Source organism: Bosea sp. ANAM02, assembly GCF_011764485.1.
In the GTDB taxonomy this organism is placed as follows: domain Bacteria; phylum Pseudomonadota; class Alphaproteobacteria; order Rhizobiales; family Beijerinckiaceae; genus Allobosea.
Map to the genome: position 1 here is coordinate 1220625 of NZ_AP022848.1, position 19022 is coordinate 1239646.

The 19022-nt window shown below is 66.0% G+C and carries 18 protein-coding genes, 1 tRNA gene and 1 pseudogene; 13 read left to right on the top strand and 7 right to left on the bottom strand.

Features of this window, described 5'->3' with window-relative positions:
• Window position 1 precedes the first annotated feature (1 nt).
• Both cobT and OCUBac02_RS05900 read left to right on the top strand, forming a co-directional pair.
• The gene (gene cobT, locus OCUBac02_RS05895; protein ID WP_173044132.1) at window positions 2-1894 is read left to right on the top strand and encodes a cobaltochelatase subunit CobT; all 1893 of its coding nucleotides are present in this window, start codon (window positions 2-4) and stop codon (window positions 1892-1894) included.
• 210 nt (window positions 1895-2104) lie between these two features.
• On the top strand, window positions 2105-3103 hold the full coding sequence (locus OCUBac02_RS05900) for an esterase-like activity of phytase family protein (protein WP_173044133.1): 999 nt from the start codon (window positions 2105-2107) through the stop codon (window positions 3101-3103).
• Window positions 3104-3271: 168 nt separating this feature from the next.
• On the opposite strand, the gene rpmB is transcribed toward OCUBac02_RS05900, so the two are convergent.
• Window positions 3272-3559: a 50S ribosomal protein L28 gene (gene rpmB / locus OCUBac02_RS05905; protein ID WP_047573983.1), complete on the bottom strand. Its 288-nt coding sequence runs from the start codon at window positions 3557-3559 to the stop codon at window positions 3272-3274.
• Window positions 3560-3847: 288 nt separating this feature from the next.
• Between rpmB and OCUBac02_RS05910 the strand changes: the two genes are divergently transcribed.
• A complete protein-coding gene (locus tag OCUBac02_RS05910) occupies window positions 3848-4657 on the top strand; it encodes a DUF3108 domain-containing protein (protein WP_173044135.1) in 810 nt (269 codons plus the stop codon).
• Between the two features lie 9 nt (window positions 4658-4666).
• On the opposite strand, the gene OCUBac02_RS05915 is transcribed toward OCUBac02_RS05910, so the two are convergent.
• The gene (locus tag OCUBac02_RS05915) at window positions 4667-4999 is read right to left on the bottom strand and encodes an NIPSNAP family protein (protein ID WP_047573978.1); all 333 of its coding nucleotides are present in this window, start codon (window positions 4997-4999) and stop codon (window positions 4667-4669) included.
• A gap of 2 nt (window positions 5000-5001) precedes the next feature.
• Window positions 5002-6186: a pyridoxal phosphate-dependent aminotransferase gene (locus OCUBac02_RS05920; RefSeq protein ID WP_173044137.1), complete on the bottom strand. Its 1185-nt coding sequence runs from the start codon at window positions 6184-6186 to the stop codon at window positions 5002-5004.
• A gap of 515 nt (window positions 6187-6701) precedes the next feature.
• On the opposite strand from OCUBac02_RS05920, the gene OCUBac02_RS05925 reads away from it, so the two are divergent.
• The 8 genes and pseudogenes from OCUBac02_RS05925 to denD (OCUBac02_RS05955) all read left to right on the top strand — a co-directional run bounded on the left by OCUBac02_RS05925 (window position 6702) and on the right by denD (OCUBac02_RS05955) (window position 14060).
• On the top strand, window positions 6702-8534 hold the full coding sequence (locus OCUBac02_RS05925; RefSeq protein WP_173044139.1) for an IlvD/Edd family dehydratase: 1833 nt from the start codon (window positions 6702-6704) through the stop codon (window positions 8532-8534).
• A gap of 336 nt (window positions 8535-8870) precedes the next feature.
• The gene (locus OCUBac02_RS05930) at window positions 8871-9710 is read left to right on the top strand and encodes an isocitrate lyase/PEP mutase family protein (protein ID WP_173044141.1); all 840 of its coding nucleotides are present in this window, start codon (window positions 8871-8873) and stop codon (window positions 9708-9710) included.
• On the top strand, window positions 9707-10033 hold the full coding sequence (locus OCUBac02_RS05935; RefSeq protein ID WP_173044143.1) for a hypothetical protein: 327 nt from the start codon (window positions 9707-9709) through the stop codon (window positions 10031-10033). Before OCUBac02_RS05930 ends, OCUBac02_RS05935 begins: the two co-directional genes overlap by 4 nt.
• 5 nt (window positions 10034-10038) lie before the next feature.
• Window positions 10039-10725 (top strand): annotated as a pseudogene (locus OCUBac02_RS27605) (GNAT family N-acetyltransferase); the annotation flags it as partial.
• A gap of 105 nt (window positions 10726-10830) precedes the next feature.
• Window positions 10831-11202 carry a GNAT family N-acetyltransferase gene (locus OCUBac02_RS27610; protein WP_465247777.1) on the top strand — a complete coding sequence of 124 codons (372 nt, stop codon included), beginning with the start codon at window positions 10831-10833 and terminating at the stop codon, window positions 11200-11202.
• Window positions 11203-11214: 12 nt separating this feature from the next.
• Window positions 11215-11961, top strand: a complete 747-nt coding sequence (locus OCUBac02_RS05945) for an SDR family oxidoreductase (protein WP_047573970.1) — start codon at window positions 11215-11217, stop codon at window positions 11959-11961.
• A 97-nt stretch (window positions 11962-12058) separates the two neighbouring features.
• The gene (gene denD, locus OCUBac02_RS05950; protein WP_173044147.1) at window positions 12059-13045 is read left to right on the top strand and encodes a D-erythronate dehydrogenase; all 987 of its coding nucleotides are present in this window, start codon (window positions 12059-12061) and stop codon (window positions 13043-13045) included.
• A 34-nt stretch (window positions 13046-13079) separates the two neighbouring features.
• Window positions 13080-14060: a D-erythronate dehydrogenase gene (denD, locus tag OCUBac02_RS05955; RefSeq protein ID WP_173044149.1), complete on the top strand. Its 981-nt coding sequence runs from the start codon at window positions 13080-13082 to the stop codon at window positions 14058-14060.
• 59 nt (window positions 14061-14119) lie between these two features.
• Here denD (OCUBac02_RS05955) and OCUBac02_RS05960 read toward each other — a convergent pair whose 3' ends face one another.
• The 4 genes from OCUBac02_RS05960 to rplU all read right to left on the bottom strand — a co-directional run bounded on the left by OCUBac02_RS05960 (window position 14120) and on the right by rplU (window position 16989).
• Complete coding sequence (locus OCUBac02_RS05960; RefSeq protein WP_173044151.1) at window positions 14120-14998, bottom strand: GGDEF domain-containing protein; 879 nt, start codon at window positions 14996-14998, stop codon at window positions 14120-14122.
• Between the two features lie 212 nt (window positions 14999-15210).
• Window positions 15211-15906, bottom strand: coding sequence for a GNAT family N-acetyltransferase (locus OCUBac02_RS05965; RefSeq protein ID WP_082009534.1), 696 nt, complete (start codon window positions 15904-15906; stop codon window positions 15211-15213).
• Window positions 15907-16062: 156 nt separating this feature from the next.
• Complete coding sequence (rpmA, locus tag OCUBac02_RS05970) at window positions 16063-16329, bottom strand: 50S ribosomal protein L27 (protein WP_038363769.1); 267 nt, start codon at window positions 16327-16329, stop codon at window positions 16063-16065.
• A gap of 171 nt (window positions 16330-16500) precedes the next feature.
• A complete protein-coding gene (rplU, locus tag OCUBac02_RS05975; protein ID WP_047573999.1) occupies window positions 16501-16989 on the bottom strand; it encodes a 50S ribosomal protein L21 in 489 nt (162 codons plus the stop codon).
• A gap of 293 nt (window positions 16990-17282) precedes the next feature.
• Here rplU and OCUBac02_RS05980 point away from each other — a divergent pair.
• Window positions 17283-17372 (top strand) — tRNA-Ser (locus OCUBac02_RS05980).
• Window positions 17373-17471: 99 nt separating this feature from the next.
• Complete coding sequence (locus OCUBac02_RS05985; RefSeq protein ID WP_173044153.1) at window positions 17472-18962, top strand: site-specific integrase; 1491 nt, start codon at window positions 17472-17474, stop codon at window positions 18960-18962.
• Window positions 18963-19022: the final 60 nt, after the last annotated feature.

The following is a 19022-nucleotide window of genomic DNA, read 5'->3' on the forward strand; positions in this document are numbered from 1 at the left end:
CTTGTCCATCTCGAACCGCAAGCCAGGAACGCCGAAGGAGGCTCCGGCCGAGCCGCTGAAGCGGGCGATCTCGGGCGCCATGAAGGCGATCGCCCGCAAACCGGAGATGGAAATCGTCTTCGCGGCCGACAAGCCGTCGCTGGTCGGCGAGCGGGCGCGCCTGCCCGAGCCGCCGCGCAAGCTCAGCCCCGGCGACGTGGCGATCCTGCGCGGCCATGCCGATTCGATGGCGCTCAGGCTCGCCTGCCATGACGCCGCGATCCACCGCCGCGCCGCACCCGAGGGCGATGCTGCCCGCGCCGTGTTCGACGCCGTCGAGCAGGCGCGCGTCGAATCGATTGGCGCACGGCGGATGTCCGGCATGGCCGGCAACATCACCGCGATGCTGGAGGACCGCTATCATCGCGGTGGGCGCTACGAGGAGGTCACGGACCGGGCCGATGCCCCGCTGGAGGATGCGCTCGCCCTGATGGTGCGCGAGCGCCTGACGGGTTTGAAGCCGCCGAAAGCGGCCGAGAAGGTCGTCGAGCTCTGGCGCGAGCAGATCGAGGCCAAGGCCGGCTCGGAGCTCGACCGACTCACCAAGGCGATCGAGGACCAGCGCGGCTTTGCCCGCACGGTGCGCGACATGCTGGCCGCGCTCGACATGGCCGAGCAGACGGCGCAGGGCGACGAATCCGACGAGGACGAGGACAACCAGGACCAGTCCTCCGAGGACCAGCAGCAGCAGGACGGCGAATCCGAGCAGGAGAGCGGCGCCGACCGCTCCGAGGTCGAGGTTAGCGAGGACGCGACCGAGGAACTGCAGGAGGGCGCCTCCGAGGCGACCGACGCGCCGGCCGGCGACTGGGAGGAGGAGGACGAGAACTCCGAATCCGAGGAGGCCGGCGAGGCGCCGCGTCCGCGCGAGAGCCGCGGCAACGAACGGCCGCAGACCGACTACAAGGCCTATACCCAGAAGTTCGACGAGGTCGTCACCGCCGAGGAGCTCTGCGACGCAGAGGAGCTGACGCGCCTGCGGGCCTATCTCGACAAGCAGCTCGCCCATCTCCAGGGCGTGGTCGCGCGCCTCGCCAACCGCCTGCAGCGACGCCTGATGGCGCAGCAGAATCGCACCTGGGAATTCGACCTGGAGGAGGGCGCGCTCGATCCGGCCCGTCTGCCGCGCATCATCCTCGACCCGTTCCAGCCGCTCTCGTTCCGGCAGGAATCGGACACGAATTTCCGCGACACGGTGGTCACGCTGCTGATCGACAATTCAGGCTCGATGCGTGGCCGGCCGATCACGGTCGCGGCGACCTGCGCCGACATCCTGGCCCGGACGCTGGAGCGCTGCGGCGTCAAGGTCGAATTGCTCGGCTTCACGACCCGCGCCTGGAAGGGCGGTCTGTCGCGCGAAGCCTGGCTGCAATCGGGCAAGCCGGCCAATCCCGGCCGCCTCAACGATCTGCGCCATATCATCTACAAGGCGGCGGACGCGCCCTGGCGGCGGGCCCGCAAGAATCTCGGCCTGATGATGCGCGAGGGGCTGCTCAAGGAGAATATCGACGGCGAGGCGCTTGATTGGGCGCATAAGCGCATTCTTGGCCGGGCCGAGCAGCGCAAGATCCTGATGGTGATCTCGGACGGCGCGCCGGTCGACGATTCCACCCTCTCGGTCAATGCCGGCAACTATCTCGAGCGGCATCTGCGCCATGTCATCGCCGAGATCGAAACGCGCTCGCCGGTCGAGCTGATCGCCATCGGCATCGGCCACGACGTGACGCGCTATTATCGCCGCGCCGTGACCATCGTCGATGCGGAGGAACTGGGCGGCGTGATGACCGAGAAGCTCGCCGAATTGTTCGAAGAGGATGGGCCGGGCGGTTCGGGCTCCAAGCGCCGCGGGCATTGACCAAGCTCAGGCCTCGCAGAACCACACGCGGGGAACCCTCTCCAATAGGGAGAGGGCAGGGTGAGGGTAGGCCCCTAACCGTGATTACCGTGAGGTGGTCGCTGCGCCGGTGAGGCGGAGGCTTCGCTGGTCCAACGGCCTACACCTCACCCCTGCCCCTCTCCTTACAGGAGAGGGGTTCCCCGCGCTCTTCGACACAGGTTTCGGCTTATGCCTCTGACCCGCCGTACAATGCTGGCAGGGCTCGGCGCGCTGGCGCTGCCGGGCGCCGCGCAGGCGATCGAGCAGACCCGCTTTCCCGTGGGGGTCACGGCACGGCCGATCGCGGCTTTCGAGCCACGCCGGCCGGACCAGCGCCGGTTCGGCGCGCTGCAATTCCGGGGCGGGCTGGTGCTCTCGTCCGGCCACACGCGCTTCGGCGGCTTTTCGGGACTGGCGCGCCTGAATGGCGGGCGCGATCTCGTTGCGGTGAGCGATCGCGGCTACTGGCTGACCGCGAAGGTCGCCTATCATGACGGCAAGCTCTCCGGTCTCGACGAGGTCGAGATGGCGGCGATCCTCGGCGGCTCCGGACGGCCGCTCGCGCGTTCGGGGCTCTACGACACCGAAAGCCTCTGCATCCATGACGGCGCCGCCTATGTCGGAATCGAGCGCAAGCACGAGATCGCTCGGTTCGACTGGGCTCGCGACGGCGTCGAGGCGCGGGCGCGGCCCGTCCCGCTGCCGCGGGAGCTGAAGCGCCTGCCCAGCAATCGCGGGCTGGAGGCGCTCGGCGTCATGCCCGCGGGAGCGCTGAAGGGGGCGCTGGTCGCGATCGCGGAACGTTCGGGCAAGGCGGACGAGCCGACGCTGGGCGCCATCCTCGGAGGCCCGCAGCCCGGCTTGTTCAGGCTCGCCCGGCATGATGGCTACGACATCACCGATCTCGCCTTCCTGCCCTCCGGCGATATGCTGGTGCTGGAGCGCTGGTATCAGCCGCTGCGTGGCGTCGGCATGCGGATCAGGCGAATCGCCGGGCGGGATATCCGGCCGGGCGCACTGGTGGACGGCCAGCGCCTGATCGAGGCCGACATGGGCTACGAGATCGATAATATGGAGGGGCTGTCGGTCCATCAGGAGGAGGGGCGCACGATCCTCACCCTGATCTCGGACGACAATTTCTCGTTCCTGCAGCGGACGGTTCTGCTGGAATTCGAGTTGCTTCCATAACGGACATCATGGTCGGGCTTGTCCCGACCATCCACGTCTTCGCTGGCCGAAGGTCGTGTTCAAGACGTGGATGCTCGCCACGAGGGCGAGCATGACGATAGAGCCAAGCCTCAAACGAAAAAAGCGGCCTCGCGGCCGCTTCATTCAAACCTGGAAGGGGTAAACCGCTCAGTTGGCGGCGAGCTTCTTCTCGAGGTCGCGCTTCAGCGAGGCAGCGCCGGTCGAGAGGTCGCCGGCCGAAGCCTTGAGCAGGAAGGCGTCGAGGCCGCCGCGATGCTCGACCGAACGCAGGGCGTTGGCCGAGACGCGCAGGCGCACCGAGCGGCCGAGCGCGTCCGACTGCAGCGTGACGTTCACGAGGTTCGGACGGAAGACGGTCTTCGTCTTGCGGTTCGAGTGGCTGACGAGGTGGCCGGTCTGGGTGGCTTTCCCGGTCAGTTCGCAACGGCGGGCCATGATATCGTTCCTTACGTTCCCGGGGGCGCTCAAACAAAAAAACCGACACGCGACGTGCCGGCGAGCACCGGAAGTCAAATTGAAGTCGCGGTTCCATAGCCAAGGCCGGAGCTTGCGTCAAGGAAAACTCAGGCAGGCCGTTCACATGGCCTTCAGCGTTAACGGGGTGTAAAGATCGCGGTCCGATGCTTCAACCGGCCGTCGCTTCGCAGCGCGGGGAAGACGGTCACGATTCGGGCCGATTCAGAGTGCATTCAGCGCAGGATCGCGCCGTTCCGGAGACAATGGATGAAGTCCGCCGCTACCTCATCCCTCGCAAGCCTCGTCCTCGCTGCCGGTCTGTGCACCGCGGCTCATGCGGCCTCGCTCGACGCGCGCTATGATGTGTCGCTCCTGGGAATCACCCTGGGCACGGCGAGCCTCAGCGGCGGCATCGACAATTCCGGCTACAAGCTCGACATGACGGCGAAGCTGACGGGAATCGCCGGTGGGGTCACGGGCGGCCGCGGTTCGGGCGCGGCGACGGGTGTTCTCGTCGGCGGCCGGCTCGCGCCGAAGACTTTCGCGGTGAGTTCCGCCAATTCCAGCGAGAGCCGGACCGTCCGCATGGCCCTGGCCGAGGGCGCCGTCGCAGGCATCGATATCGAGCCGCCGATCGACGAGAAGCCCGACCGCGTGCCGCTGAACGACAGCCACAAGCGCAATATCGTCGATCCGCTCAGCGCCTTCCTGATGCCGGTCAACGGCAAGGGCAAGGACGGCGCCTGCAACCGTACGCTGCCGATCTTCGACGGCGCGGCGCGCTACGACATCAAGCTGTCCAGCGCCGGTACCCGCAACGTGAAGCTGGAGGGCTATAGCGGCCCGGTCTCGATCTGCCAGGCGCGCTATGTGCCGATCGCCGGCCACCGGGCGCTGCGGCCCAGCACCAAGTTCATGGCCGAGAACCGCGACATCACGACCTGGCTCGCGCCGATCGCAGGCACCGACGTGATGGTGCCGGTGCGCATCTCCGTGAAGACGATGATCGGCACCGCCGTGATCGAGGCCTCGAGCTTCAGGGTCGATCCCGGCGTGACCGCCAGCGCGCGGAACTGACCGGCGGGTTCAGGGCGCGCGCTTGACGCCCTGATCGTCCTCGAAGACCGGTCGAAAGAACGAGCGATCATAGCTGACGATGAAGCGTTCCTTCTCGTTCATGGCGATGGCCGCCCGGCATTCGGCGTCTTCAAACGAGCGCTTGCGGTAATCCTCGTAGGCCGCCAGCGAGGGAAAGCTGAACATCGCCAGCGCGACGTTGGACACGCCTTCCGACGGCATGAAATAGCCGTGGTGCTTGCCGCCGAACTTCTCGACCAGTCGAATCCAGAGCTTGCCATAGGCCTCGAAGGCATCGAGCTTATGGGGATCGATGACGTAGCGCAGGTAGCAGGTGATCATGGTCAGGCGGCCTTTGCTGTGCTGAGGAAAGCCTTCATCCGCTCCAGCGCCCGCTCGATGTTTTCCAGCGAGTTGGCATAGGAGAGGCGGATATAGCCCTCGCCATGGACGCCGAAATCGGGGCCGCCGATGGTGGCGACGCCGGTTTCCTCCAGCAGGGCCGAGGCCAGATTCTTCGCCTTCCAGCCGGTCTGGGAGACATTCGGGAAGGCGTAGAACGCGCCCCGGGGCTCGATGCAGGAGACGCCGGGCAGGCTATTCAGGCCCTTAACGACCGCCTTCCGGCGCCGGTCGAATTCCGCCAGCATCATATGCACCGCGTCCTGCGGGCCGGTGAGTGCCGCCAGCCCCGCCCATTGTGCGGGGGCGTTGACGCAGGAATGCGAGTTCACGGCGAGCTTGCGGGCATTGTCGAGCAGCGGCTTGGGCCAGACGGAATAGCCGAGCCGCCAGCCGGTCATCGCATAGGTCTTCGACCAGCCGTTGAGCAGGATCAGCCGGTCACGGATTTCCGGATAGCTGAGAAGGCAGACATGCTTCTCGCCGTCATAGGCCATCTGGTCGTAGATTTCGTCGGACATCACCGCGACATCGGGGAACTTGGCGAGGCCGGCGACGAGCCTGTCGATCTCGGCCTTGGGCGTGACGCCGCCGGTCGGGTTCGCCGGCGAGTTGATGATGAGGAGACGCGTCTTCGGGGTGATCAGCGCCAGCGTCTCCTCGGCCGAGAAGGCGAAGCCGTTCTCCTCGCGGATCGGCACCGGGATCGGCGTCGCGCCGGTATATTCGATCATCGAGCGGTAGATCGGGAAGCCGGGATCGGGATAGAGGATTTCGGCGCCGGGCTCGCCGAACATGAGGATCGCCATGAACATGGTGACCTTGCCGCCGGGCACGATCATCACGCTCTCGGGCGAGACCTCGACGGAAAAGCGCTTGTGGAGGTCGGCGGCGACCGCCTCGCGCAGCGGCAGGATGCCGTTGGCGGGCGTGTAGCCGTGATGGCCGTCGCGCAAAGCCTTCACCGCGGCCTCGACGATATGGTCGGGCGTCGCGAAATCCGGCTGGCCGATGCCGAGATTGATGATGTCCTTGCCCTGGCGCTGCAATTCGGTTGCGCGGGCCAGCACAGCGAATGCGTTCTCCTCGCCGATGCGGGAGAAGGAGGGGACGATGTGGAGGGTCATGGCGCGTTTCCTCGGCGGCAGTTCTCAGATGTCGCTGGACCCGCTCCCTCATTCCCGGGCAGGCCGAAGGCCTGAGCCCTGAAACCATGAACACGACGAGATTCCAGCTTCCGTCATGCTCGCCCTTGTGGCGAACATCCACGTCTTGAACGGGTTTCGGCCGGCGAAGACGTGGATGGTCGGGTCGAGCCCGACCATGATGGAAAAGTCGTGTTCATGGGTTCCGGGCTCGCCGCCAAGCGGCGCCCGGGAATGACGGCGCGGATGGCCGCGACATCATCGTGGGTAAAATCTCCTCGGGTGTTTTCTGCCGCCAAACCGGCGCTGCTGGCAAGCGCGGGCGGTGCATCGCAGGATTGTTGCATGCTGCATACAGCATGATTAAATAGTATGACTATCAGTCAGATTGGGCCTTGCCGAGCCGCGGGCGATGGGCATGATGGCTAGTCTCAAATCGTTTGAATGTGAGATCGGCAAGCGGCCGCCAGCGCCGCGCCGAACGAGAGGAAACGAGGATGGCCAAGGAACCCGGCAAGACCCCCGGCAAGAAGCCGGTTCGGCGCATCAAGCCCGAGCAGTTGCGCTCGAAGGCGTGGTTCGACAATCCCGACAATGCCGACATGACCGCGCTCTATATCGAGCGCACCATGAATTTCGGCCTGTCGCGGGAAGAGCTGCAATCGGGCCGGCCGATCATCGGCATCGCCCAGACCGGCTCCGACATCGCGCCGTGCAACCGCCATCATATCGAGCTGGCCTCGCGTGTCCGCGACGGCATCCGCGAGATGGGCGGCGTGCCCTTCGAGTTCCCGATCCATCCGATCCAGGAAACCTGCAAGCGGCCGACGGCGGCGCTCGACCGCAACCTGCAGTATCTCTCGCTGGTCGAGATTCTCTACGGCTATCCGCTCGACGGCGTCGTGCTGACGACCGGCTGCGACAAGACCACGCCGGCGCAGATCATGGCGGCCGCGACGGTCGACATCCCGGCGATCGCGCTGCCGGGCGGGCCGATGCTGAACGGCTCCTTCCGCGGTGAGCGCACGGGCTCCGGCACGATCGTCTGGAAGGCGCGCCAGATGATGGCGGCCGGCGAGATCGACTACAAAGGCTTCGTCGATCTGGTCGCTTCGTCGGCGCCGTCCGCCGGCCACTGCAACACGATGGGCACGGCCTCGACGATGAATTCGCTGGCCGAGGCCATGGGCATGACGCTGCCGGGCGCCGCCGCGATCCCCGCGCCGTATCGCGACCGCTACGAGATGGCCTATCTCACCGGCAAGCGCATCGTCGAGATGGTCTGGGAGAACCTGATCCCCTCGAAGATCCTGACGCGCGAGGCCTTCGAGAATACCATCGTCATCAACTCGGCGATCGGTGGCTCGACCAATGCATCCGTCCATGTCAACGCCATCGCCAAGCATATCGGCGTCAAGCTCGACAACGAGGATTGGACCAAGATCGGCTACGAGATCCCGCTGCTGGTGAACCTGCAGCCGGCCGGCGAATATCTCGGCGAGGATTATTACCGCGCCGGCGGCCTGCCCGCCGTGATCGCCGAGCTGATCGAGAAGGGCAAGCTCAAGCCCGCGATGACCGCCAACGGGCGGACGCTGGAAGAGAACTGCAAGGGCGCGTTCTCGATCGCCCGCGAGGTGATCAAGAGCTACGACCAGCCGATGAAGGCGCAGTCCGGCTTCCTCAACCTCTCCGGCAACCTGTTCGATTCCGCGATCATGAAGACCAGCGTGATCACGCCGGAATTCCGCAAGCGTTACCTGGAGAACCCGAAGGACCCGATGGCCTTCGAGGGCCGCGCCATCGTCTTCGACGGGCCGGAGGATTATCACCACCGAATCGACGACCCGGCGCTTGCCATCGACGAGCACTGCATCCTGTTCATCCGCGGCGTCGGCCCGATCGGATACCCGGGCGCAGCCGAGGTCGTGAACATGCGGCCGCCGGATTACCTCATCAAGAAGGGGGTCACCGCGCTCGCCTGCGTCGGCGACGGCCGCCAGTCCGGCACCTCGGGCTCGCCCTCGATCCTCAACGCCTCGCCGGAAGCGGCGACGGGCGGCGGGCTCGCCATGCTCAAGACCGGTGACAAGGTTCGCATCGACCTGAAGAAGCGCACCGCCAACATCCTGATCTCGGATGAGGAACTCGCCGAGCGCAAGGCGGCGTTCAAGGCGGCCGGCGGCTACAAGTATCCGAAGAGCCAGACGCCCTGGCAGGAGATCCAGCGCAAGATCGTCGACGAGCTCTCCGAGGGCATGGTCCTCAAGCCGGCGGTCAAGTACCAGAAGATCCACAAGAAGTTCGGCATTCCGCGCGATAACCACTGAGGGGTTACCGCGTTTGACCGGGCTTTGAAGGGTGTCATCCCGTGCGCGCTGCGGCATGTAATGCCGCGGCGCAGACACGGGACCGTGCGACGAGAAGGCGCTTCTTCCGGAAGACGATCCCGCATCTGCGCAGCGGCACTTCGCGCCGCGGCGCGTGCGGAATGACACATTTCATTGGCGCGCTTTCGTTGCCTCTTGCTGCACGCCACCCCCACGCCATTCCGCCCGCGCATCGGCGTTCGCTGCGCGACGCGCGGCCTTCGGGGCTGACAAACGATACGACCCTCGACACTATGGCAGCTCTTCGTTCCGCCTCCATTTGAAACGATTTAAAGCATGGCACAGAGCCCGCAGGTCGAAGCCTTCCGCAAGCTCCACGAGGCCGGCTGCTTCGTGATGCCCAACCCTTGGGATTTCGGCTCGGCGCGCTGGCTGCGCGGGCAGGGCTTCAAGGCGCTGGCGACGACGAGCGCCGGCTATGCCTTCACGCAGGGGCGGGCCGACCAGGACGTGCCACGCGACATGATGCTCGCTCACATCGCCGATATCGTGAAGGCGGTGCCGGATCTGCCGGTCAATGCCGATTTCGAGAACGGCTATGCCGATACGCCGGACGGCGTCGCGGCCAACGTCAAGCTCTGCGTCGCGACCGGCGTCTCGGGCCTGTCGATCGAGGATGCGACGGGGCGCCAGGACGAGCCGCTCTATCCGTTCGAACTCGCGGTCGAGCGGATCAAGGCGGCGCGCAAGGCGATCGACGAGACCGGCTCCGGCGTCGTGCTGACGGCGCGGGCCGAGTGCTTCCTGACCGGCCATGCCGAGCCGCTGAAGGAATCGGTGCGGCGGATCGAGGCCTATGCGGCGGCCGGCGCCGACGTGCTCTATGCGCCCGGCCCGAAGACCCCGGCCGATATCGGAGCCATCGTGAAAGCGGCCGGCGGCAAACCGGTCAACACGCTGATCTATGGCGATTTCGGGCTGTCGGTTGCGGAGATCGCGGCGACCGGAACGCGGCGCATCTCGATCGGCGGCGCGCTGGCGCGGGCAGCCTGGGCTGCTTTCATCGAGGCGACCCGGCTGATCGCCGAAGAGGGCAGCTTCAAGGGCTTTGCCGGCAACGGCCCCTCGGCACCGCTGAACCCGTTCTTCACCGCCGATCTGAAGGAGCGCTCGTGAGCCAGACCCTGCTCATTGCGCCGGCCTGGCTCGGAAATAGCGGCCTGTGGACGATCGACGCGAAGGGCCGGCGCAAGGCTATCGATGCCGAGGATGCCGGCTTGTCCGACGATCTCGCGGACCGGCTGGAAGCCTGGATGGATACGTTCGACGCGATCTATGAAGAGGATGACGAGGCGCGCTCGCGCTTTCCCGATGCCGTCGAGCAACTGGCCTGGGAGGCGGAGGGGGCAGCCATCGTCGAGGCGATCCGCGACGAACTGGGGGCCGGGTGGACCGTGACCGCCGATCTCGCCGGCTGGCAGGAGAGGACGAAGCCATGATGCCGATGATCGCACCGCCCGCGCAGTCCACGGTCCCCGCAGGCTGGAAGGCGCCGCCATTCCCGCCGGCCAAGATTCTGGAAGGCCGGTATTGCCGGCTGGAGCCGCTCGATGTCGCCAAGCATATCGACGACATCTGGGCCTGCGATGTTGCGCGCGACGATGTCTGGGCCTGGCTGCCGGCCGCGCCGCCGAAGAGCAAGGACGAGTATCGCGCGCTGCTCGACTCGATGGTGGCCAAGGCCGGCATCGTGCCGCTCGCCGTGATCGACAAGGCCGACGGCCAAGCCAAGGGCCATCTCTGGATCATGGAGATCAGGCCCGAGCATGGCGTGTTCGAGGTCGGCTGGATCACCTATTCGCCGGCCCTGCAGCGCACGCGGGCGGCGACCGAGGCGATCTATCTCGTCGGGGATTACGGCTTCTCGCTCGGCTATCGCCGCTACGAGTGGAAGTGCAACAACCTGAACGAGCCTTCAAAGCGCGCCGCCCTGCGCTTCGGCTTCCTGTATGAGGGGCTGTTCCGCCAGCACATGGTGGTGAAGGGCGCCAATCGCGACACCGCCTGGTTCTCGACCCTCGACGGCGAATGGCCGGTGCGGGCGCAGGCCTTCCGGCGCTGGCTGGCGCCGTCGAATTTCGATGGGCAAGGCCGGCAGAAGCTCTCCCTCGGCGCCTTCAACCAGACCGGCGGCCAGGTTGGCGCGGTCAGCCTGCGCCGCGCCGGACTTGCCGATATCCCCGCGATCCTTGCGCTGAAGAACGCCGCCTATACGCCGAACGAGAGCATCATCGGCGTGCCCTCGTTGCCGCGCATCGCCGATTACACGCAGGTCGTCGCCGAGCACGAGGTCTGGCTCGCGGAAGGCGAGGGCGGTGAGCTTGAGGCGGCGCTGGTGCTGGATATCGAGCCGGAAGACTTCACTGTCTGGAGCGTGGCCGTCGCGCCCGAGGCCGGCGGCCGCAGGCTGGGCGCTGCGCTGATGGCCTTTGCCGACGAGCGGGCACAGGCGCTCGGCTATGCCTCCGTGCATCTCTACACCCATGCCAAGCTGACCCAGCGCATCGGCTGGTACGAGCGGCTGGGCTTTTCCATCACGCATCATGAGGACATGGCCGACCGGCGGCTGACCCATATGCGCAAAACCCTAGCAAAAGCCGGGCACTAAGAGGAAACGAGCATGGCAGGACGTTTGAAGGGCAAGGTCGCGGTCGTCACCGCCGCGGGGCAGGGGATCGGCCGGGCCATCGCCGAGGCTTTCGTCGCCGAGGGCGCCACCGTCTGGGCGACCGACAAGGACGTCGCGCTGCTCGAAGGCATTCCGAAGGCGAAGAAGCGCAAGCTCGACGTGCTCTCCAGCAAGGCGGTCAATGCCTTCGCCGAGAAGGTCGGGCCCGTCGACATCCTCGTGAACGCCGCCGGCTTCGTCCATCACGGCACGGTGCTCGACACCGACGACAAGGCCTGGGACTTCTCCTTCGACCTCAACGTCAAGTCGATGCACCGCACGATCCAGGCCTTCCTGCCGGGCATGCTGGCGAAGGGTTCGGGCTCGATCGTCAACATCGCCTCGGGCGCCGGTTCTGTGCGCGGCATCCCGAACCGCTACGCCTATGGCGCGACCAAGGCGGCGGTGATCGGCCTGACCAAGGCTGTCGCGGCCGACTACATCAAGAAGGGCGTGCGCGCGAACGCGATCTGCCCCGGCACGATCCAGTCGCCCTCGCTCGACCAGCGCATCAAGGACCTCGCCCAGGCGACGAAGACGACGGAAGCCGCCGCAAGGCAGGCCTTCATCGATCGCCAGCCCATGGCCCGCCTCGGCACGGCCGAGGAGATCGCCTGGCTCGCGGTTTATCTCGCGGCCGACGAGTCGAGCTACACCACCGGCCAGATCCATCTGGCGGATGGCGGCTTCGCCCTCTGAAGCCTGACTTCCGGATGGAGGGCGTCCGCCGCCCTCCATTCTCCCATGCGGTTGCCGCCAAGAGCGACCCGAGACGCGAATCTGACAGGGAGAGAACATGCATGTCCTGATCACGGGTGCGGCCGGCATGGTCGGCCGCAGGCTGGCGGAGCGTCTGGCCCGCGAAGGCCGATGCGCCGGCCGGGAGATCGACAGGCTGACGCTGACCGATGTGGTGGCGCCCTCACTGCCAGTGGAGCTGGCCGATCGTGCGACGATCCGCGTCGAGGATGCCGGCGACGCAGCCGTCGCGAAGGAACTGGCAGCGCTGCGGCCGGACCTGATCTTCCATCTCGCCGCGATCATCTCCGGCGAGGCGGAGCGGGATTTCGACAAGGGCTACCGCGTCAATCTCGACGGCATGCTGAACGTGCTGGAGGCGATCCGGCACGAGGGCGGCGCGGGCTACGTTCCCAAGCTCGTCTTCACCAGCTCCAGCGGCATTTTCGGCGCACCGTTCCCGCCGTCGATCTCCGACGAGTTCCATGTCACGCCGCTGACGAGCTACGGCACGCAGAAGGCGATCGGCGAATTGCTGCTGGCCGACTATTCGCGGCGTGGCTTCGTCGAGGGCGTCGGCATCCGCTTCCCCTCGATCGTGGTCAGACCGGGCAAGCCCAATGCCTCGGCCGGCGGCTTCTTCTCCGGGATCATCCGCGAGCCGCTGCAGGGCGTGGAAGCGCTCTTGCCGGTCGGCGACGAGGTGCTCTTCACCCATGCGAGCCCGCGCTCCGCCGTCGGCTTCCTGATCCATGCCGCCGGGCTCTCGCGCGGGCAGCTCGGCCCGCGCGTCAACCTGACGATGCCCGGCGTCTGCGTCACCGTCGGCGAGCAGATCGAGGCGCTCCGGCGCATCGCCGGCGACAGGGCAGTGAAGCTGATCCGGCGCGCGCCCGATCCGGCCTCCGCGGCGATCGTCGCCGGCTGGCCGACCCGTTTCGACGCGAAGCGCGCGCTCGGTCTCGGCTTCACGGCCGAGCGCGATTTCGACGAGATCATCCGAGTCCATATCGAAGACGATCTCGGCGGCCATCTTCCGAACTGACGACACTTCAGAGCAAACCTTCAGGACAGATCCGATGCATATTCTCGTTCTCGGCGGCGCCGGCATGGTCGGGCGCAAGTTCATCGAGCGGCTGGCGCGCGACGGCCAGCTCGGCGGCAAGCCGGTGACGCGGGTGACGGCGCAGGACGTCGTCGCCGCTTCGCCGCCTCCGGCCGCACCCTTCGATTTCGAGACGGTGGTCTCCGATCTGTCCATCCACGGTGAATCCGAGAAGCTGATCGCGACCCGGCCGGAGGTGATCATCCATCTCGCAGCGGTGGTCTCAGGTGAGGCCGAGGCCGATTTCGACAAGGGCTACCGCATCAATCTCGACGGCACGCGCTATCTCTTCGAGGCGATCCGCCATGCGGAAGGCTACACGCCGCGCGTCGTCTTCACCTCCTCGGTCGCGGTCTTCGGCGCGCCCTTCCACGACAAGATCGAGGACGAGTTCTTCACCACGCCTCTGACCAGCTACGGGACGCAGAAGGCGATCGGCGAACTGCTGCTCTGCGACTATTCGCGGCGTGGTTTCTTCGACGGCGTGGGCATCCGCCTGCCGACGATCTGCGTGCGGCCGGGCAAGCCGAACAAGGCGGCCTCGGGCTTCTTCTCCAACATCATCCGCGAACCGCTGAACGGCGAGGAGGCGGTGCTGCCGGTCTCCGACCAGGTGCGCCACTGGCACGCGAGCCCGCGTTCGGCCGTCGGCTTCCTCGTCCATGCCGCGACGATGGACACGGCCGCGATCGGCCCGCGCCGGGCGCTGACCATGCCGGGCTATTCCTGCACCGTCGCCGAGCAGATCGAGACCCTGCGCAAGGTCGCGGGGGAGAACGTGGTGAAGCGCATCCGCCGCGAGACCGACCCTGTGATCGACAGGATCGTCGCCGGCTGGCCGCGCAATTTCGATCCGCAGCGGGCACTGGCGCTCGGCTTCAAGGCGGAAGCGAATTTCGAGGAGATCATCCGCGTGCATATCGAGGACGAGTTGCACGGCACCTTCGTGAAGTGATCCGATAAAAAAGGGCGGTCGGTGAGGCCGCCCTTTTCGGTTGGGACGCTTCCCGACTTTCAGACTTCGGGAGAGCTGGCCGAGGTCGGCGCTGTCTGGATCACTGCCGGGCGGATTTCGATGGTCTGGACGCGGTTCCGGCCGTCGCCCTTGGCCTGATACAAATACTCGTCGGCGATGCGCAGCATGTCCTTGAACTGCTCGCGCACGAGATTGGCCTCGTGGACGCCGAAGCTCGCGGTGATGCGCCGCCCCTTGAGCGCTTCGAGCCGCAACTCCGCGATCGTACTGCGCAGGCGCTCGGCGATCTGCGCCGCTTCCTTGAGATTGGTACCGGGCAGGAAGGCGCAAAACTCCTCGCCGCCGAGACGCGCGATCAGATCATAGGGGCGCAGCACACGCTTCGCGACCTCGGCGATGGCGACGAGAACCTCGTCGCCGGCGTCATGGCCGAACGCATCGTTGATGCTCTTGAAGTGGTCGATGTCGAGCACGATGACGGAAAGCGCCTTCTGCTCGCGGCGCGAGCGCGCAATCTCGGAGCCTACCACCTCGGCGAGCCAGCGGCGATTGCCGAGCCCGGTCAGCGTGTCCGAGAAGGCCTGCCGCTTCAGGCGATTCAGCTTCTCTTCCAGCGTGTTGATCAGGGCGCGGACCTCGTCGGTCAGCTGCCCGACATCGTCATTGCGCTGCTTGGCGAGGCGGGGGATGCGGCCCTCGATCCGATAGCTTTTCAGCCCGCGCGCGAGCTCGCCGACCGGCTGCAGCAGATGCCGCATCACGACGAAGGCGAAAGCCGTCCCCGCGACCGTCGCCAGGAGGATGATGACGAGGATCGCCTGGGCGCTGATCGTCGCGCCCGAGGCGACATAGGCCGCGATGGAAATGATCGGGACGTGGGTTGCAACAAAGCAGCCGGCAAAAGCCTGGGCCAGCAAGGAAGAACTGAAAAATTCTCGGATCTGCGTCGTCTTGGCTTTCACAAGGCACACTCCGTTTCCCCCAGAGTGCGCCACGGCTAGCAGCGGTGCTTTCAGCAAAGATGACCGGCTTCACTCGCATTTTAACGAACGCAAACCTGCCCACAGCGAAAAGGGTGGCGGCCATCGACCGCCACCCCCTTGGGAAGGCTTCGGCTCCGCGCGAGCGTTCAGGCCGGACAGGGCTCGGCCTGTTCCTGCTGGCGACGCGAGGGCATGCCGAGTGCCGGCTGGCCGCGCACCGGTTCTTCCTCCGGCTCCAGCTCGGGCGCATGGGCCCAGCCGCTGGCGCCCCAGCTCTTCAGCGCCGCCCAGGTCGAGCGGTCGAGCCGGAACTGCTCGCAGGGGAACAGCCCGCCGCGCGCCGGCAGCGACTTCAGGAAGGAGCCCTCGGCCCGGAAGCCGGACTTTTCCAGCACCCGCCGCGAGGCCGGGTTGATGACGCGGGTATCCGCCTCGATCGCGGCGAGGTCGATCAGCGAGAACAGGCTGTCGATCAAGCCCTGCACCGCCTCGGTCGCGTAGCCCTTGCCCCAATGCGGGGTACCGAGCCAGTAGCCGATGAAGGGCAGGCCCGAGGCCTGCTTGTGCGCGCCGATCATGCCGATCAGCTCGTTGGGCTTCGACCGCGGCGTGACCGCCAGCACGAGGTGCTCGCCCAGGGCATTGCCCTTGCGGGCCCCGAAGATGAAGGGCTCGACCGCCTGGGACGGGTAGGGATGGGGAATCGATGCCGTCATCTCCGCCACCGCCTTTTCACCGGCAAGGCGCAGGATGGCATTGGCATCAGCCATGCGGGGCCAACGCAGCCAGAGACGGCGGGTCTCGAGCCGGAAGACATCGTCGCGGGTCAGTTCGGGGAACATTCTCGTCTCTCCGTCGGCGCAAACGAAAAAAGGGAGCTGGGACTTTGGTCCCATCTCCCCTTCGCTGACCTTCGGGAGACCCTCTTCGGGCCTTTTAACCCTTGATCCGTTCGGTTCGATGGAACCGGCGGATCGAGAGAATTCCCTATCCGCCTTTTACTCTGCGGCCTCTTGGGCCGGGACTACGTTCACGAAAGCTCGGCCGAGTTTCGTCGTGAATCGGACGCGGCCATTCGTCGTCGCAAAGAGGGTATGGTCTTTGCCCATGCCGACATTGGCGCCGGCATGCCACTTGGTGCCGCGCTGACGAATAATGATGTTGCCGGCAACGACGGCCTGGTCGCCGAAGCGCTTCACGCCGAGTCGCTTGCTTTCGGAATCGCGGCCGTTACGCGACGAGCCGCCTGCCTTTTTGTGAGCCATAACGCCCTACCTCAAAACTTGTCGTGTCTCTCTAACCCGAATCGGCGGCGAAAGCCACCCGTCTCGGATACGAAATGCCGGAGCACCATTCTGTCAGGAGCGACAGCCCGGGACGATTGAGTCTCGGCGATGGTGGTCCGGCGCGGATGATCTGCGCCGGGCAACCCGGTCTCAGGCTTCGGACGCCTCGTCCTTGGCCTTCTTGGCAGGTGCCTTCTTGGCCGCGGCCTTCTTCGGCTTCTCAGCCTCCTCGCCCGCCTCGGCCTTGGCGGCCTTCGGTGCGGCCTTCGCCTTGGCGGCGGCCGGGGCAGCGGCGGCATCGGCCTTCTTCATCTCCGGCTTCTTGCCGCCGGTGAGGATGTCGGTGATGCGGATGACGGTCAGCTCGGCGCGGAAGCCGCGCTTGCGCTTGGAATTCTGGCGGCGGCGCTTCTTGAAGGCGATGACCTTCTCGCCACGAGCCTGCTCGACGATCTCACCGGCGACGGTGATCTCGGAGAGGGCCTTGGCGTCGAGCGTGGTCTTCTCGCCCTCGGTGAGCATCAGCACCGAGTCGAAGGCGACGGTGTCGCCGGCGTTGCCCTCGATCTTGGCAACGGTGATCTTGTCGTTGGCGGCGACGCGGAACTGCTTCCCGCCGGTCTTGATGACTGCGAACATTTTGTCCTCCATGTTCGGCCCCGTCCTGTCGCGGCTTCCGGATGGAGGCCCGTGGGACGGCTTTTTGGCAGTCGGTTGCGTGGTCTGGCTTGCTCTTGCCGGCATGCGACGCAGCGCACATGCCAAAAGAGATCGGGCGCGGGTTTCCCCGCGCCGGACGGTGCTCGATAGTCGCAAGGCCGGGAGAGGTCAAGCGAAAGCGGCGGTGAAGAGTGGAATTCTCCTGCTCGGGAGGCTTGCCCCCCGGGCGCGGCTTGTGTAACAAGCGCCTCGCTTCGACCGAAGGCGACCGCGGACAGGTGGCAGAGTGGTTGAATGCACCGCACTCGAAATGCGGCATACCTGCAAGGGTATCGGGGGTTCAAATCCCTCCCTGTCCGCCATCATCCCGCCAAGGGATTGATTTTCCAGAGAGACTAGGCAAATCAAGAGCTTGGAGCCGCCCGAGTGGTACACACGGGTGGTACACAATGGCTCTCGCAATGTCTCGCCCCTGGAAGCATCCCAAGACCGGCATCTACTGGCTCCGCAAGCGCGTCCCGGACGATTTGCAGAAGCTGGTCGGCAAGCGCGAGGAGAAACAGAGCCTCGGCACGCGCGATCCCGCGGAGGCGAAGCGCAAGCACCTCGCCGCGCTGACCGAGGTCGAGGAGCGTTGGGCCAATCTGAAGGTGGGACCGCGCACACTGACCGAACGCGAGGCGCATGAGCTGGCGCAGCCGCAATATGACGAGTGGCTCGCGCTTCACCGCGATTTCCCCAGTCAGCAGCCATGGTCGATCGAGATCGGCGCCATGGCCTTCGATCCGAATGCCGTCGCGGGCGATCTCTGGTGGGAAGTCCGAGAGCATCGGGTGCGTTGCATCGAGAGAGCTAACGCGCGACTGATGGAACTTGGCGTGCTGGTCGACGAGAAGGGGCAACTCGCCTTGGCCAGGGCGATTGCCGGCGCCTATGGACGGGCGAGCCTCAAGCTCAAGGAATGGGCCAAGGGCGACTTCGGGATCGAGAGGCCGGTCCATGTCGTGATGACGGCCGGATCGGGAACGGGCCAGCCAGTTCCGGTGCTCGAACCGATTTCGTTCAAGGATCTCATCAAGAGCTGGTCCTCCGAGAACGACGTGTCCCCGAGGACGCTATATAACTGGACGGGCGCGATCGAGCGGTTGAAGAAGTTCGTCGGTCACGACAATGCCGTGCGTCTGACACCAGACGAAATGGTGCGCTGGAAAACGGCATTGATCGATGCGGGGCTGAAGCCGAAGACGATCCGTGACGCCTATCTAGCTCCGGTGCGCGCGATCCTCGGCGTCGCCGTCAAGAATAAGCGACTGCCGAGCAATCCCGCGGAAGGCATCACGATCGGCGTCAAGGCAAAGCCCGGCGCCACCCGCCGCGGCTATTCGGATGATGAAGCGAAGACCGTGCTGAAGGCCGCCGAGCAAGAGACGGACCCGGTCCGGCGCTGGGTTCCCTGGCTTTGCGCCTATTCGGGTGCCCGCGTCGCCGAAATTTGTCAGTTGCGCGTCGAGGACGTTTTCGAAGTCGGCGGCGTATGGAGCTTCAAGGTCGATCCGGCTGCTGGGCGGGTCAAAACCCTTGGCTCGGAACGCTCCGTCCCGTTGCACCCGGCGCTCATCGAAGCCGGCTTCCTCAAGTTCAAGAATTCGGTGAAGAAGGGGCCGCTGTTCGCCAGCCTGACGCCGGACCGTTTCGGCAGCCGCGGCGGAAACGGAACTAAAGTGCTCAGCCGTTGGGTGCGCTCTCTCGGCCTCGACGATCCTCGTCTCGCACCGAACCATTCGTGGCGTCATCGCATGCGGACGCTCGCACGCCGCCACGCCCTCGACCCCGACACCGTCGACAAGTTCATCGGCCATGCGGGCCGTGAGGTCCCGAACGGCTACGGTGAGTTCGAGGCGCAGGTCGCCTATCGCGAGATTTCGAAGATTCCGACGCTCAAGCTGGATTGACGCTTTGGCGTTGGCATGGGTCGCGGCGCCACCGGCTGTGAACCGCGTGTGATCGGTACT

Bases quoted from the DNA above. Each gene is read 5' to 3' on its own strand.
- OCUBac02_RS05900 (WP_173044133.1), top strand. From the start codon at position 2,105: ATGCCTCTGACCCGCCGTACAATGCTGGCAGGGCTCGGCGCGCTGGCG.
- denD (WP_173044149.1), top strand. From the start codon at position 13,080: ATGCATATTCTCGTTCTCGGCGGCGCCGGCATGGTCGGGCGCAAGTTC.
- rpmB (WP_047573983.1), bottom strand. From the start codon at position 3,559: ATGGCCCGCCGTTGCGAACTGACCGGGAAAGCCACCCAGACCGGCCAC.
- OCUBac02_RS05920 (WP_173044137.1), bottom strand. From the start codon at position 6,186: ATGACCCTCCACATCGTCCCCTCCTTCTCCCGCATCGGCGAGGAGAAC.
- OCUBac02_RS05925 (WP_173044139.1), top strand. From the start codon at position 6,702: ATGGCCAAGGAACCCGGCAAGACCCCCGGCAAGAAGCCGGTTCGGCGC.
- denD (WP_173044147.1), top strand. From the start codon at position 12,059: ATGCATGTCCTGATCACGGGTGCGGCCGGCATGGTCGGCCGCAGGCTG.
- OCUBac02_RS05965 (WP_082009534.1), bottom strand. From the start codon at position 15,906: ATGTTCCCCGAACTGACCCGCGACGATGTCTTCCGGCTCGAGACCCGC.
- rplU (WP_047573999.1), bottom strand. From the start codon at position 16,989: ATGTTCGCAGTCATCAAGACCGGCGGGAAGCAGTTCCGCGTCGCCGCC.
- OCUBac02_RS05985 (WP_173044153.1), top strand. From the start codon at position 17,472: ATGTCTCGCCCCTGGAAGCATCCCAAGACCGGCATCTACTGGCTCCGC.
- OCUBac02_RS05945 (WP_047573970.1), top strand. From the start codon at position 11,215: ATGGCAGGACGTTTGAAGGGCAAGGTCGCGGTCGTCACCGCCGCGGGG.
- OCUBac02_RS05915 (WP_047573978.1), bottom strand. From the start codon at position 4,999: ATGATCACCTGCTACCTGCGCTACGTCATCGATCCCCATAAGCTCGAT.
- rpmA (WP_038363769.1), bottom strand. From the start codon at position 16,329: ATGGCTCACAAAAAGGCAGGCGGCTCGTCGCGTAACGGCCGCGATTCC.
- OCUBac02_RS05930 (WP_173044141.1), top strand. From the start codon at position 8,871: ATGGCACAGAGCCCGCAGGTCGAAGCCTTCCGCAAGCTCCACGAGGCC.
- OCUBac02_RS05910 (WP_173044135.1), top strand. From the start codon at position 3,848: ATGAAGTCCGCCGCTACCTCATCCCTCGCAAGCCTCGTCCTCGCTGCC.